Origin of the sequence: Pseudomonas sp. F01002 (assembly GCF_004402115.1) — a bacterium.
GTDB classification, from domain to species: domain Bacteria; phylum Pseudomonadota; class Gammaproteobacteria; order Pseudomonadales; family Pseudomonadaceae; genus Aquipseudomonas; species Aquipseudomonas frigoris.
Genome location: NZ_SOPU01000027.1, coordinates 105,216 through 118,704, shown reverse-complemented (window position 1 = coordinate 118,704; position 13,489 = coordinate 105,216). Strand labels below are relative to the sequence as shown.

Here is a 13,489-nt window from a genome sequence, read left to right as displayed (position 1 = left end):
ATCAAAAAATAACTGTATGCATATACAGTTATCTGGATCATAGATGAGAAATTTCCTACGTCAAGAAAATACCTTTCCGACTCAAATTCTGCGGTTGGCGATGAAATGCAGTTGACGGTTATTATTTAAGTTGTACGATGACCTACAACTTCGGCGAAGGCTGAACGGTTTTCTCACACACATACGTCGCTATCCAGGGTGTTCGAATAATGAATCCACAAGAACTGAAGTCCATCCTCTCTTCCGGTCTGCTGTCTTTCCCGGTTACCGATTTCAATGCTCAGGGCGACTTCCATCGCGCGGGCTACATCAAACGTCTCGAATGGCTGGCCCCATACGGCGCCTCGGCATTGTTCGCCGCGGGCGGCACCGGTGAGTTCTTCTCTCTGGCGGCCAGCGAATATTCGGAAATCATCAAGACTGCTGTCGACACCTGCGAAACCAGCGTGCCGATTCTGGCCGGCGTTGGCGGTTCGACTCGTCAAGCCATCGAATACGCACAAGAAGCCGAGCGTCTGGGCGCCAAAGGCCTGTTGCTGCTGCCGCACTACCTGACCGAAGCCAGCCAGGACGGCGTTGCCGCCCACGTTGAAGCCGTGTGCAAATCGGTAAAAATCGGCGTGGTGGTTTACAACCGCAACGTCTGCCGCCTGACCGCGCCGCTGCTGGAGCGTCTGGCTGAGCGCTGCCCGAACCTGATCGGCTACAAGGATGGCCTGGGCGATATCGAGTTGATGGTGTCGATCCGTCGTCGCCTCGGTGATCGCTTCAGCTACCTGGGCGGTTTGCCGACCGCCGAAGTCTACGCCGCAGCCTACAAGGCATTGGGCGTACCGGTTTACTCCTCGGCGGTGTTCAACTTCATCCCGAAAACCGCGATGGATTTCTACCACGCGATTGCCCGCGAAGATCACGCCACTGTCGGCAAGATCATCGACGACTTCTTCCTGCCGTACCTGGACATCCGTAACCGCAAAGCCGGTTACGCGGTGAGCATCGTCAAGGCCGGGGCAAAAATTGTCGGCTATGACGCAGGTCCTGTGCGTGCGCCGCTGACCGATCTGACGGGCGAAGAGTACGAAATGCTCGCCGCACTGATCGACAAGCAAGGTGCGCAGTAACACACCTGATTAACAAGGCCGCTGAGTGATCAGCGGCTTTTTGTGTGAGGACTTCTTTTAAGGGGAAAGCCTGTGGCTGATTCAAAGCGTTTCGACAACTACATCGGTGGCCAATGGGTTGCCGGCGCCGACTACTCCACCAACATCAACCCGTCGGAGTTGACCGACACCATTGGCGAATACGCCAAAGCCGATCTGGCGCAGGTCCACGCCGCCATCGACGCCGCTCGCGCCGCGTTCCCGGCCTGGTCCACGTCGGGCATTCAGGCCCGCCACGATTCGCTGGATAAAGTCGGCAGCGAAATCCTCGCTCGCCGCGAAGAGCTCGGCACCTTGCTGGCTCGGGAAGAGGGCAAGACCCTGCCCGAAGCCATCGGCGAAGTGACTCGCGCCGGTAACATCTTCAAGTTCTTCGCCGGTGAATGCCTGCGTCTGTCCGGCGACTATCTGCCGTCGGTGCGTCCGGGTGTGAACGTCGAAGTGACTCGCGAAGCGCTGGGCGTGGTCGGTCTGATCACGCCATGGAACTTCCCGATCGCGATCCCTGCGTGGAAAGTCGCCCCGGCCCTGGCCTACGGCAACTGCGTCGTGCTGAAACCGGCCGATCTGGTGCCGGGTTGCGCCTGGGCGCTGTCCGAAATCATCTCCCGCGCAGGCTTCCCCGCCGGCGTGTTCAACCTGGTGATGGGCAGCGGTCGAGTGGTTGGCGATGCGCTGGTTCAGAGCCCGAAAGTCGACGGCATCAGCTTCACCGGTTCCGTGGGTGTCGGTCGTCAGATCGCGGTCAGCTGCGTGTCGCGCCAGGCCAAGGTTCAGTTAGAAATGGGTGGCAAGAACCCGCAGATCATTCTCGACGACGCCGACCTCAAGCAAGCGGTCGAGCTGTCGGTGCAGAGCGCGTTCTACTCCACCGGCCAGCGTTGCACTGCCTCGAGCCGCTTCATCGTCACCGCCGGGATTCACGACAAGTTCGTCGAAGCCGTGGCTGAGCGCATGAAGTCGATCAAGGTCGGTCACGCGCTGAAAGCTGGCACCGACATCGGTCCGGTCGTCTCGCAAGCACAGCTTGAACAGGACATGAAGTACATCGACATCGGTCAGTCCGAAGGTGCACGTCTGGTCAGCGGCGGCGGTCTGGTGACCTGCGATACCGAAGGCTATTACCTCGCGCCAACCCTGTTTGCCGACAGCGAAGCCGCCATGCGTATCAGCCGCGAAGAGATCTTCGGCCCGGTGGCCAACGTGGTTCGCGTCGCGGATTACGAGGCTGCGCTGGCCATGGCCAACGACACCGAATTCGGTCTGTCGGCGGGCATTGCCACCACGTCGTTGAAGTACGCCAACCACTTCAAGCGCCACTCCCAGGCCGGGATGGTGATGGTCAACCTGCCGACGGCGGGCGTGGATTACCACGTTCCATTCGGTGGGCGTAAAGGTTCATCCTATGGCTCCCGCGAGCAAGGTCGCTATGCGCAAGAGTTCTACACCGTGGTGAAGACCAGCTACATCGGCTCCTGATACATCGCGGTGTCCGGCTCAACCGAACACCGCAACCCCCTGTAGGAGCTGTCGAGTGCAACGAGGCTGCGATCTTTGCTTTTAAAGATCAAAAGATCGCAGCCTCGTTGCACTCGACAGCTCCTACAGGGAATGCACCCGTTTCACCCGCGCATAAAAATAATCAGTGGGAGTACATCTACATGCAAGCGACCAAGCCGACCCACGTCCGCTATTTGATTTTGCTCATGCTTTTTCTGGTGACCACGATCAACTATGCCGACCGGGCTACCATCGCCATCGCGGGCTCCAGCCTGCAAAAAGACCTCGGCATCGACGCGGTCACCCTCGGTTACATCTTCTCTGCATTCGGTTGGGCCTACGTGGCCGGGCAAATTCCCGGTGGCTGGCTGCTGGACCGTTTCGGCTCGAAAAAAATCTACGCGCTCAGCATCTTCACCTGGTCGCTGTTCACCGTGTTGCAGGGCTATGTCGGTGAGTTCGGCATGTCCACGGCGGTGGTTGCGCTGTTCATGCTGCGCTTCCTGGTGGGCCTGGCCGAAGCGCCATCCTTCCCCGGTAACGCGCGCATCGTTGCGGCCTGGTTCCCGACCGCCGAACGCGGTACGGCGTCTGCGATTTTCAACTCGGCGCAATACTTCGCCACGGTGCTGTTTGCGCCGCTGATGGGGTGGATCGTTTACAGCTTCGGCTGGCAGCACGTGTTTATCGTCATGGGCGTGATCGGCATCATCTTCTCGGGGATCTGGCTGAAGGTTATCCACAGCCCGCGTCAGCATCCGATGATCAATGACGCCGAGTTCAAACACATCGCCGACAACGGCGGCATGGTCGACATGGACCAGGACAAAGGCAAAAAGGTCGACGGTCCGAAGTGGGACTACATCCGCCAGTTGCTGACCAACCGCATGATGCTCGGCGTGTATCTGGGGCAGTACTGCATCAACGGCATCACCTACTTCTTCCTGACCTGGTTCCCGGTGTACCTGGTGCAAGAACGCGGCATGACCATCCTCAAGGCCGGTTTCATTGCCTCGTTGCCGGCGATCTGCGGCTTCATTGGTGGCGTGCTCGGCGGCGTGATTTCCGACTACCTGCTGCGCAAGGGCCATTCCCTGACCTTCGCCCGCAAGGCGCCGATAATTGCTGGCTTGCTGGTCTCCAGCAGCATCGTGGCCTGCAACTACGTGGACATCGAATGGATGGTCGTCGGCTTCATGGCCCTGGCATTCTTCGGTAAAGGCGTTGGCGCACTGGGCTGGGCGGTGGTGTCCGACACCTCGCCGAAACAGATCGCCGGTTTGAGTGGCGGCCTGTTCAACATGTTCGGCAACATCGCCTCCATCACCACGCCAATCGTGATCGGCTACATCATCAGCTCCACCGGTTCGTTCAAATGGGCACTGGTGTTTGTTGGTTGCAACGCCCTGGTCGCGGTGTTCAGCTACCTGGTAATCGTCGGTCCGATCAAACGTGTGGTACTCAAGGAACCGCCAGTCAGCGGTCCTGAAACCCATAACAAATTGTCTCAAGCGCATTCCTGAGGAGCGGCGTCATGCAGTTGATTGAACATTCCGACTCGCCGCGCTACATCCGCCTGCACGAGCGGGACAACGTAGTGATCGTGGTCAATGACCAAGGCGTGCCGGCCGGTACCGAGTTTCCGGACGGCCTGGTCACCGTGGATTTCGTGCCACAGAGCCACAAGGTCACCCTTGAGGATATTCCCGAGGGTGGCCAGGTGATTCGTTACGGTCAGACCATCGGCTACGCGTTGCAGCCGATTCCGCGCGGCAGCTGGGTCAAGGAAGATCAACTGCGCATGCCCACCGCGCCACCGCTGGCCAGCTTGCCGCTGTCCACCGAAGTGCCGGCGGCGCAGGCACCGCTGGAAGGCTTCACGTTCGAAGGTTATCGCAACGCCGACGGCACCGTCGGCACACGCAACATTCTCGGGATTACCACGACTGTTCAGTGCGTCACCGGCGTGCTGGACCATGCGGTCAAGCGCATCAAGGACGAGTTGCTGCCCAAGTATCCGCACGTTGATGACGTGGTCGCGCTGACCCACAGCTACGGCTGTGGCGTGGCGATTACCGCGACTGACGCGTACATCCCGATTCGTACCGTGCGCAACCTGGCGCGCAACCCGAACCTGGGTGGCGAAGCGCTGGTGATCAGCCTGGGCTGCGAGAAATTGCAGGCCGGGCAGGTGATGCACGAGAACGACAGCTCGGTGGATTTGAGCGATCCGTGGCTGTATCGCTTGCAGGATTCCAGTCACGGTTTCACCGAGATGATCGAGCAGATCATGGCGTTGGCCGAAACACGTTTGAAGAAGCTCGATCAGCGTCGCCGGGAAACCGTGCCGGCGTCCGAGCTGATTCTCGGTATGCAGTGCGGTGGCAGCGATGCGTTTTCCGGCATCACTGCGAACCCGGCGCTGGGTTTTGCCTCGGACTTGCTGTTGCGGGCCGGTGCGACGGTGATGTTTTCCGAAGTGACCGAAGTGCGCGATGCGATTTACCTGCTGACTTCTCGCGCGGAGACCGAGGAGGTTGCCCTGGAACTGGTGCGGGAAATGGACTGGTACGACCGCTATTTGGCCAAGGGTGAGGCGGATCGCAGTGCCAACACCACACCGGGCAACAAGAAGGGCGGGTTGTCGAACATTGTCGAGAAGTCCCTGGGCTCGATCGTCAAATCCGGCAGCAGCGCGATCAACGGGGTGCTGGGTCCTGGTGAGCGCTTCAAGCGCAAAGGCCTGATTTTCTGTGCGACCCCGGCCAGTGATTTTGTCTGCGGGACGTTGCAACTGGCGGCGGGGATGAATCTGCACGTGTTCACCACCGGACGTGGCACGCCGTATGGGTTGGCGATGGCGCCGGTGGTGAAGGTGTCGACCCGGACCGAGCTGGCGCAGCGCTGGCCGGACTTGATCGACATCGATGCCGGACGGATTGCGACCGGGCGGGCTTCGATTGAAGACCTCGGCTGGGAGTTGTTTCACTACTACCTGGATGTGGCCAGCGGCAAGAAGCAAACCTGGGCGGAGAAGCACAAGCTGCATAACGACATCACCCTGTTTAACCCGGCGCCAATCACCTGAAACCGCGTTATCGTTCTTCGCGAGCAAGCCCCACACATTTGAAATGCATTCCCCTGTGGGAGCGGGCTTGCTCGCGAAAGCGGTCTATCAGACGGCGGAGTCCCTAGTGGCTTATCATTAGCCCCCTAACGACGCTCACCCAAGGTTATCCCCGGCATGCTGGCTATCTTCCTCGAAACCCTGAACATCACCGCGCCGGTGTTTGCCATGCTGTTTCTGGGTGCGCTGCTCAAGCGCATCGACTGGATCAACGACAACTTCATCCACACCGCGTCGGCCCTGGTGTTTAACGTCACCATGCCGGCGTTGCTGTTTCTGGGCATCCTGCATGCCGACCTGCACGCCGCGTTGCAACCGGCGCTGCTGATCTATTTCTCGCTGGCGACGCTGGTGTGTTTTGCCATCGCCTGGGGCTGGGCGATCTGGAAGTGCCCGCGGGAAGATCGGGGGATTTATACCCAAGGCGCCTTTCGCGGCAACAACGGGGTGATCGGCCTCGCATTGGCGGCGAGCATGTACGGCGACTACGGGATTTCCCTCGGTGCGATTCTCGCGGCGTTGGTCATCCTGTTTTACAACACGTTCTCGACCATTGTGCTGGCGGTGTACAGCCCGGTGATCAAGTCCGACCCCTGGAGTATCTGCAAAAGTGTGATGGTCAATCCGCTGATCATCAGCGTGTTTGCGGCGGCGCCGTTTGCCTACTTCAAGATCAGCTTGCCGGGATGGCTGGAGACGTCCGGTCAATACCTGGCGCAAACCACCCTGCCATTGGCGCTGATCTGCATTGGCGGCACGCTGTCGCTGGCGGCCCTGCGCAAAAGCGGCAACATGGCGCTGAGTTCAAGCCTGGTGAAGATGATCGGCCTGCCGGTGCTGGCGACACTGGGGGCGTGGCTCTGGGGCTTTCGTGGTGCGGAGTTGGGGATTCTGTTTCTGTACTTCGGCAGCCCGACCGCCGCGGCCAGTTTTGTCATGGCCCGTCAGGCCAATGGCAATCATGAACTGGCGGCAGCGATCATCGTGATCACCACGTTGATGGCGGCGGTTACCACCAACCTCGGGATCTTCGTATTGCAATTGGGCGGATGGATGTAGGAGCTGCCGAAGGCTGCGATCTTTTGATCTTATTTTTCGGGGTGTTCGAAAGTGTTGAAGATCAAAAGATCGCAGCCTTCGGCAGCTCCTACAAATTATTCAGGTTTTTGGTAGGTATCAATCACTTCCTGCGCCGCGCGAAACGCATCGATGGCCGCCGGTACACCGGCATACACCGCGCAATGCAGCAGTGCTTCACGAATCTCTTCCACGGTGCAGCCATTGTTCAGCGCGCCGCGCACGTGGCCTTTCAATTCGTGCGGGCACTTCAAGGCGGTTAGCGCGGCGAGGGTGATCAGGCTGCGGGTTTTCAATGGCAAACCTTCGCGGTTCCAGACGCTGCCCCAGGCGTGCTCGTTGACGAAATCCTGCAGCGGTTGAGTAAACTCGGTGGCATTGCCCAGCGCGCGGTCGACGAAGGCGTCGCCCATCACTTGGCGGCGGACTTCAACCCCAGGCTTTTTATCATCGGTCATGGCAATTCCTTATTGTGGTGTTGGCGACGCCAGGCGCGCAGCGACGTGAACAGTAAGAACGCCACCAGCGCCGGCAGTGCAAAAAACAGCATCAGGTGTTCAAGCTTGCCGGCCAGCGGCATGCCGGTGGTGAACGACACCACGTGCAGACCGTAAGCCAGATACAAACCCAAAAACATCAGACCTTCGGCGCGGGTCACCCGGTAACCGGAATAGAACACCGGCAGGCACACCACCGCGACGCCGAGCATCACCGGCAAGTCAAAATCCAGGGCGTTGGGCGACACCGACAGCGGCGATGGCGCGATCAACGCGGTGAAGCCCAGCACGCCCAAGAGGTTGAACAGGTTGCTGCCGATCACGTTGCCCACGGCGATGTCGCGCTGACCGCGCAACGCGGCGATCAACGAGGTGGCCAGTTCCGGCAGGGAGGTGCTGACGGCGACGATGGTCAGGCCGATGATCCGCTCCGACAATCCCAGATCGGTCGCGACCGAAACCGCCGCGCCCAACAGCAAGTGCCCGGCGTAGACCAGCATCGCCAAACCCACGAAGATCATCAGCAGACTGCTGAGCCATGGCGCTTGCGGGACTTCGTGGGTCGTCGATTGCGGACGGGTCGAGTGTCGCGACTGGCGCAGCAGCAGGCCCAGATACAGCACCAGTGCCGAGAGCAGCATCACGCCATCGACGCGGGTCAGTTCTTCGTTCCACGCCAATACGAACACCAGCAGGCTGGCGCCGATCATCAGCGGAATATCCAGGCGCACCAGTTGCCGTGAAACCCGTAGCGGGATGATCAGCGCCGAGAGTCCGAGGGTGACGAGAATGTTAAAGATGCTACTGCCGATCACGCTGCCGACGGCGATGTCGGCGTTCTGCGCCAGGGTGGCTTGCAGGCTGACTGCCATCTGCGGTGCGCTGCTGCCGAGGGCGACGATGGTCAGGCCGATAATCAGCGGCCGTACATGCAGGCGCGCGGCGAGGCGCACGGCGGCGCGCACCATCAACTCGGCGCCGGCGATCAGCAACAGCAAGCCGCTGAGCAATTCAATCACGCTGATCAGGGGTAAATCGGCAAGTCCGAAAATGGTCAGCGCTCCGTCTATCAGTCGTCGAGGGCTTGCACGCGAACCTTCGCGGTGCCGCTACTGAGCATACCCAGTTGTTCGGCCGCTTCATGTGAAACATCGATCAGACGCCCACGGGTGTGCGGCCCGCGATCGTTGATGCGAACCACGCAGGACTTGTCGTTGTTCAGATTGGTGACCTTCACTCGCGTGCCAAAGGGCAACTGGCGATGGGCGGCGGTCAGGGAATTCTTGTTGAAACGCTCGCCACTGGCGGTGCGTTTACCTTGGTGTTTGGCGCCGTAATACGAGGCAACGCCGGTCTTGTCATAGCCGTGTGGATCGATGGTGTCGGTACTGGCGCAACCGGCCAGCAGAGAGAGCAGGGCACAGGTACTGAGGAAGCGTTTCATTCGAAGGTTTCCACATACAAATGTGGGAGCGGGCTTGCTCGCGAAGGGGGCATCACATCCAACATCAATGTTGACTGATACACCGCTTTCGCGAGCAAGCCCGCTCCCACAGGGATTTGAGCCAGGCGTTAAATCTGGCTCCATTCTCATCAGCCTTCGAGCTTGCTTTTCAGCAGTTCGTTGACCTGTTGCGGGTTGGCCTTGCCTTTGGAGGCTTTCATGGCCTGGCCGACGAAGAAGCCGAACATTTTGCCGCGTTTGGCTTCGTCTGCCGCGCGGTATTGTTCAACCTGTTCGGCGTTGGCCGCGAGCATCTCGTCCAATACTGCCGAGATCGCGCCCGTGTCGGTCACTTGCTTCAAGCCGCGCTTGTCGATGATCTCGCCCGCGCTGCCTTCGCCGTTGGCCATGGCTTCAAACACAACCTTGGCGATCTTGCCGGAGATGGTGTTGTCGGTGATGCGCAGCAGCATGCCGCCCAGTTGCTCGGCCGAGACCGGCGACTGGTCGATGTCCAGGCCCTGTTTGTTCAACAGGCTGCCCAGTTCAACCATCACCCAGTTGGCCGCCAGCTTGGCGTCGCCGCCGATGCTCACGACTTTCTCGAAGTAATCGGCTTGCTCGCGGCTGGTGGCCAGGACGCTGGCGTCATAGACCGACAGACCGAACTGCGCCTGGAAGCGCTCGCGTTTCTGCGGTGGCAATTCCGGCAGGGTGGCGCGCACGTCGTCGAGGAACGAGTCTTCGATGACCACCGGCAGCAGGTCCGGATCGGGGAAGTAACGGTAGTCGTTGGCTTCCTCTTTGCTGCGCATCGGACGGGTTTCGTCCTTGTTCGGATCGTACAGGCGGGTCTGCTGGATCACCCTGCCGCCGTCTTCGATCAGTTCGATCTGACGCTGCACTTCGGTGTTGATTGCCTTCTCGATGAAACGGAACGAGTTGACGTTCTTGATCTCGCAGCGCGTGCCGAATTCAACCTGGCCTTTTGGACGGATCGACACGTTGCAGTCGCAACGCAGCGAGCCTTCGGCCATGTTGCCGTCGCAAATGCCCAGGTAACGGACCATCGCGTGGACAGCCTTGACGTAAGCCACGGCTTCCTTGGCGCTGCGCATGTCCGGCTCGGAAACGATTTCCAGCAGCGGCGTGCCGGCACGGTTCAGGTCGATACCGGTGGCACCGCTGAATTCTTCGTGCAGGCTTTTACCGGCGTCTTCTTCCAGGTGCGCGCGGGTGATGCCGACGCGTTTGACCGTGCCGTCTTCCAGTGCGATGTCCAGGTGGCCTTTGCCAACGATCGGCAATTCCATCTGGCTGATCTGGTAGCCCTTGGGCAGGTCCGGGTAGAAATAGTTTTTACGGGCGAACACGTTGTGCTGGCCGATCTCGGCATCGATGGCCAGACCGAACATCACCGCCATGCGCACCGCTTCCTGGTTCAGTACCGGCAATACGCCGGGCATACCGAGGTCAACCAGGCTGGCCTGGGTGTTCGGCTCGGAACCGAAAGTGGTGGAGCTACCGGAAAAGATTTTCGACCGGGTGGTGAGCTGGGTGTGAATCTCCAGCCCGATCACGACTTCCCATTGCATGTGTTTCTCCTCAGAAGCCGGTTGGGGTGCGGGTGTGCCAGTCAGTGTTGAGCTGATACTGGTGGGCAACGTTCAACAGGCGACCTTCCTGGAAATACGGGGCGAGCAATTGCACGCCGACCGGCAGGCCGTCGACAAAACCGGCTGGCATGGACAAGCCCGGCAGACCGGCGAGGTTGGCGGTGATGGTGTAGACGTCTTCCAGGTACGCAGCAACCGGGTCGCTGCTCTTGGCGCCAAGCTTCCAGGCCGGGTTTGGCGTGGTTGGGCCGAGGATGATGTCGACCTCATTGAAGGCAGCCATGAAGTCGTTCTTCACCAAACGGCGAATCTTCTGCGCCTTCAGGTAGTAAGCGTCGTAGTAACCGGCGGACAACGCGTAGGCGCCGACCATGATCCGGCGCTGCACTTCCGGGCCAAAACCTTCGCCACGGGAACGCTTGTACAGGTCTTCCAGGTTTTTCGGGTCTTCGCAGCGGTAGCCGAAACGTACGCCGTCGAAACGCGACAGGTTGGAAGAGGCTTCTGCCGGGGCGATCACGTAATACGCAGGGATCGCGTGTTGCATGTTCGGCAGGCTGATTTCCTTGACCACGGCACCGAGCTTTTCCAGCTCCTTGACGCTGTTGTGGATCAGCTCGGCAATGCGCGGGTCGAGACCGGCGCTGAAATACTCTTTAGGAACGCCAATGCGCAGGCCTTGCAGCGAACCGTTGAGGCCGGCGCTGTAATCAGGCACGGGCTCGTCGATGCTGGTGGAGTCTTGCGGGTCGAAACCGGCCATGCCTTGCAGCAGGATGGCGCAGTCTTCGGCAGTGCGCGCCAATGGGCCGCCCTGATCGAGACTGGAGGCGTAAGCGATCATGCCCCAGCGCGAAACGCGACCGTACGTCGGTTTCAGGCCGGTCAGGTTGGTAAACGCGGCCGGCTGGCGGATCGAACCGCCGGTGTCGGTGGCAGTGGCGGCCGGTAACAGACGAGCGGCAACGGCTGCGGCCGAACCACCGGACGAACCGCCGGGCACGTGTTCCAGGTTCCACGGGTTTTTCACTGCGCCGTAGTAGCTCGACTCGTTGGCCGAACCCATGGCGAATTCGTCCATGTTGGTCTTGCCCAGGGTCACGGCACCCGCGGCGGCCAGCTTGGCGACCACGGTGGCGTCGTACGGTGCTTTAAAGTTGTCGAGCATCTTCGATCCGCAGCTGGTGCGGATGCCCTGGGTGCAGAACAGGTCTTTATGGGCGATCGGCGCACCGAGCAGGGCGCCGCTCTCACCATTGGCCCGGCGTGCGTCAGCGGCTTTCGCCTGCTGGAGCGCCAGGTCTTCGGTGAGGCTGATGAAACTGTTGAGCTGAGGGTCGAGCTGGGCGATACGCGCCAGCAGGGTTTTGGTCAGCTCTTCGGAAGAAAACTTTTTATCGGCGAGTCCGCGGGCGATCTCGGCCAGAGTCAATTGATGCATTGCAGGCTCTTTCCCTTTAGTCGATGACTTTCGGAACCAGGTACAGGCCGTTTTCGACCGCTGGTGCGATGGACTGATAGGCCTCGCGATGATTGGTCTCGGTCACGACGTCTGCACGCAGGCGCTGGCTGGCTTCCAGTGGGTGGGCGAGCGGCTCGATACCGTCGGTATTGACCGCCTGCATTTCGTCGACCAGTCCCAGAATGCTGTTCAGGGCCGAAGTGATGTGTGGAAGATCGGCATCATTAAGGCCAAGACAGGCCAGATGAGCGATTTTTTCCACGTCGGAGCGTTCAAGCGTCATGGGATTCTCCAGTGGAAGGAAAACAGAACGGATGCTATCCGTGTGTTAGATTGTCGGAACACTACCGCATTTCTACGGTCATAAGGCCGCGATTGTGGGGGTTGGTGCACAGAAAAGCGGCCAATTTAACATATTGGCGCCTTGCCCAAAATCCCTGTCGTTGTTAGAGTTTGCCGCACTTTTTTACCCACGCGTTGCCTAGGGTCCCTTTCCCATGTTCAAGAAACTGCGTGGCATGTTTTCCAGCGATCTTTCCATTGACCTGGGCACTGCCAACACCCTTATTTACGTGCGCGAGCGCGGTATCGTCCTGAATGAGCCCTCGGTTGTGGCTATTCGGACACACGGTAACCAGAAAAGTGTCGTTGCTGTCGGCACCGAGGCCAAGCGCATGCTCGGCCGTACGCCGGGCAACATTGCTGCCATTCGTCCGATGAAGGACGGCGTGATTGCCGACTTCAGCGTCTGCGAAAAGATGCTGCAATACTTTATCAACAAGGTTCACGAAAACAGCTTCCTGCAGCCTAGCCCTCGTGTGTTGATCTGCGTTCCGTGCAAATCCACCCAGGTTGAGCGTCGTGCCATCCGTGAATCGGCCCTCGGTGCCGGTGCCCGTGAAGTGTTCCTGATCGAAGAGCCAATGGCTGCTGCGATCGGTGCCGGCCTGCCGGTTGAAGAAGCTCGCGGCTCGATGGTTGTCGATATCGGTGGCGGTACCACTGAAATCGCGCTGATCTCCCTGAACGGTGTGGTTTACGCCGAGTCCGTACGGGTTGGCGGCGACCGCTTCGACGAAGCGATCATCACTTACGTGCGTCGCAACTACGGTAGCCTGATCGGCGAATCCACTGCCGAGCGCATCAAGCAGGAAATCGGTACTGCCTACCCGGGCGGCGAAGTTCGCGAAGTCGACGTTCGTGGCCGTAACCTGGCCGAAGGCGTTCCACGCGCATTCACCCTGAACTCCAATGAAGTGCTGGAAGCTCTGCAAGAGTCCCTGGCCACCATCGTTCAGGCTGTGAAAAGTGCACTGGAGCAATCGCCTCCGGAACTGGCTTCCGATATCGCCGAGCGTGGTCTGGTACTGACCGGTGGTGGCGCCTTGCTGCGTGACCTCGACAAGTTGCTGGCCCAGGAAACCGGTCTGCCGGTAATCGTCGCGGAAGATCCGCTGACCTGCGTTGCTCGCGGCGGTGGCCGTGCATTGGAAATGATGGATAAACACACCATGGACCTGCTGTCGAGCGAGTGATCTCGCCCGACGCATCTATGCTGTTGGCGCGCAGGCAGCACTTTGCAGTGCTGCCTGTTGGCGTTTATCTT

The 13,489-nt window shown here is 59.8% G+C and carries 12 protein-coding genes; 6 read left to right on the top strand and 6 right to left on the bottom strand.

Annotated elements, in window-relative coordinates; all coding sequences use genetic code 11:
- Positions 1 to 209: 209 nt before the first annotated feature.
- The 5 genes from kdgD (at position 210) to E3W21_RS23435 (ending at position 6,846) form a co-directional block, all read left to right on the top strand.
- Positions 210 to 1,121, top strand: a complete 912-nt coding sequence (gene kdgD / locus E3W21_RS23455; RefSeq protein WP_046045831.1) for a 5-dehydro-4-deoxyglucarate dehydratase — start codon at positions 210 to 212, stop codon at positions 1,119 to 1,121.
- 72 nt (positions 1,122 to 1,193) lie between these two features.
- Positions 1,194 to 2,639 (top strand): aldehyde dehydrogenase family protein, encoded by a 1,446-nt coding sequence (locus E3W21_RS23450; protein ID WP_134422019.1) that lies wholly within the window; start codon positions 1,194 to 1,196, stop codon positions 2,637 to 2,639.
- A 182-nt stretch (positions 2,640 to 2,821) separates the two neighbouring features.
- A complete protein-coding gene (locus tag E3W21_RS23445) occupies positions 2,822 to 4,183 on the top strand; it encodes an MFS transporter (RefSeq protein ID WP_134422018.1) in 1,362 nt (453 codons plus the stop codon).
- An 11-nt stretch (positions 4,184 to 4,194) separates the two neighbouring features.
- Complete coding sequence (garD, locus tag E3W21_RS23440) at positions 4,195 to 5,748, top strand: galactarate dehydratase (protein WP_134422017.1); 1,554 nt, start codon at positions 4,195 to 4,197, stop codon at positions 5,746 to 5,748.
- Between the two features lie 156 nt (positions 5,749 to 5,904).
- Entirely contained in the window at positions 5,905 to 6,846 is a 942-nt protein-coding gene (locus E3W21_RS23435) for an AEC family transporter (protein ID WP_134422016.1), read from the top strand.
- A 95-nt stretch (positions 6,847 to 6,941) separates the two neighbouring features.
- Here the strand turns inward: E3W21_RS23435 and E3W21_RS23430 are convergent, their stop codons facing one another.
- The 6 genes from E3W21_RS23430 to gatC form a co-directional block, all read right to left on the bottom strand.
- Positions 6,942 to 7,322, bottom strand: coding sequence for a carboxymuconolactone decarboxylase family protein (locus E3W21_RS23430; RefSeq protein ID WP_134422015.1), 381 nt, complete (start codon positions 7,320 to 7,322; stop codon positions 6,942 to 6,944).
- Entirely contained in the window at positions 7,319 to 8,380 is a 1,062-nt protein-coding gene (locus E3W21_RS23425; RefSeq protein ID WP_134422014.1) for a calcium/sodium antiporter, read from the bottom strand. Before E3W21_RS23425 ends, E3W21_RS23430 begins: the two co-directional genes overlap by 4 nt.
- A 50-nt stretch (positions 8,381 to 8,430) precedes the next feature.
- Positions 8,431 to 8,805 carry a septal ring lytic transglycosylase RlpA family protein gene (locus E3W21_RS23420; RefSeq protein WP_134422013.1) on the bottom strand — a complete coding sequence of 125 codons (375 nt, stop codon included), beginning with the start codon at positions 8,803 to 8,805 and terminating at the stop codon, positions 8,431 to 8,433.
- Between the two features lie 149 nt (positions 8,806 to 8,954).
- Positions 8,955 to 10,400, bottom strand: coding sequence for an Asp-tRNA(Asn)/Glu-tRNA(Gln) amidotransferase subunit GatB (gene gatB, locus E3W21_RS23415; RefSeq protein WP_134422012.1), 1,446 nt, complete (start codon positions 10,398 to 10,400; stop codon positions 8,955 to 8,957).
- Positions 10,401 to 10,410: 10 nt separating this feature from the next.
- The gene (gene gatA, locus E3W21_RS23410) at positions 10,411 to 11,862 is read right to left on the bottom strand and encodes an Asp-tRNA(Asn)/Glu-tRNA(Gln) amidotransferase subunit GatA (RefSeq protein WP_129438508.1); all 1,452 of its coding nucleotides are present in this window, start codon (positions 11,860 to 11,862) and stop codon (positions 10,411 to 10,413) included.
- Between the two features lie 16 nt (positions 11,863 to 11,878).
- Positions 11,879 to 12,166 (bottom strand): Asp-tRNA(Asn)/Glu-tRNA(Gln) amidotransferase subunit GatC, encoded by a 288-nt coding sequence (gene gatC, locus E3W21_RS23405; protein ID WP_008026876.1) that lies wholly within the window; start codon positions 12,164 to 12,166, stop codon positions 11,879 to 11,881.
- A gap of 214 nt (positions 12,167 to 12,380) precedes the next feature.
- On the opposite strand from gatC, the gene mreB reads away from it, so the two are divergent.
- On the top strand, positions 12,381 to 13,418 hold the full coding sequence (mreB, locus tag E3W21_RS23400; RefSeq protein ID WP_002555108.1) for a rod shape-determining protein MreB: 1,038 nt from the start codon (positions 12,381 to 12,383) through the stop codon (positions 13,416 to 13,418).
- Positions 13,419 to 13,489 lie beyond the last annotated feature (71 nt).

Excerpts from the sequence above, each read along its gene's own strand:
- gatA (WP_129438508.1), bottom strand. The coding sequence starts at position 11,862 with ATGCATCAATTGACTCTGGCCGAGATCGCCCGCGGACTCGCCGATAAA.
- E3W21_RS23430 (WP_134422015.1), bottom strand. The coding sequence starts at position 7,322 with ATGACCGATGATAAAAAGCCTGGGGTTGAAGTCCGCCGCCAAGTGATG.
- E3W21_RS23445 (WP_134422018.1), top strand. The coding sequence starts at position 2,822 with ATGCAAGCGACCAAGCCGACCCACGTCCGCTATTTGATTTTGCTCATG.
- mreB (WP_002555108.1), top strand. The coding sequence starts at position 12,381 with ATGTTCAAGAAACTGCGTGGCATGTTTTCCAGCGATCTTTCCATTGAC.
- kdgD (WP_046045831.1), top strand. The coding sequence starts at position 210 with ATGAATCCACAAGAACTGAAGTCCATCCTCTCTTCCGGTCTGCTGTCT.
- gatC (WP_008026876.1), bottom strand. The coding sequence starts at position 12,166 with ATGACGCTTGAACGCTCCGACGTGGAAAAAATCGCTCATCTGGCCTGT.
- E3W21_RS23435 (WP_134422016.1), top strand. The coding sequence starts at position 5,905 with ATGCTGGCTATCTTCCTCGAAACCCTGAACATCACCGCGCCGGTGTTT.
- E3W21_RS23420 (WP_134422013.1), bottom strand. The coding sequence starts at position 8,805 with ATGAAACGCTTCCTCAGTACCTGTGCCCTGCTCTCTCTGCTGGCCGGT.
- garD (WP_134422017.1), top strand. The coding sequence starts at position 4,195 with ATGCAGTTGATTGAACATTCCGACTCGCCGCGCTACATCCGCCTGCAC.
- gatB (WP_134422012.1), bottom strand. The coding sequence starts at position 10,400 with ATGCAATGGGAAGTCGTGATCGGGCTGGAGATTCACACCCAGCTCACC.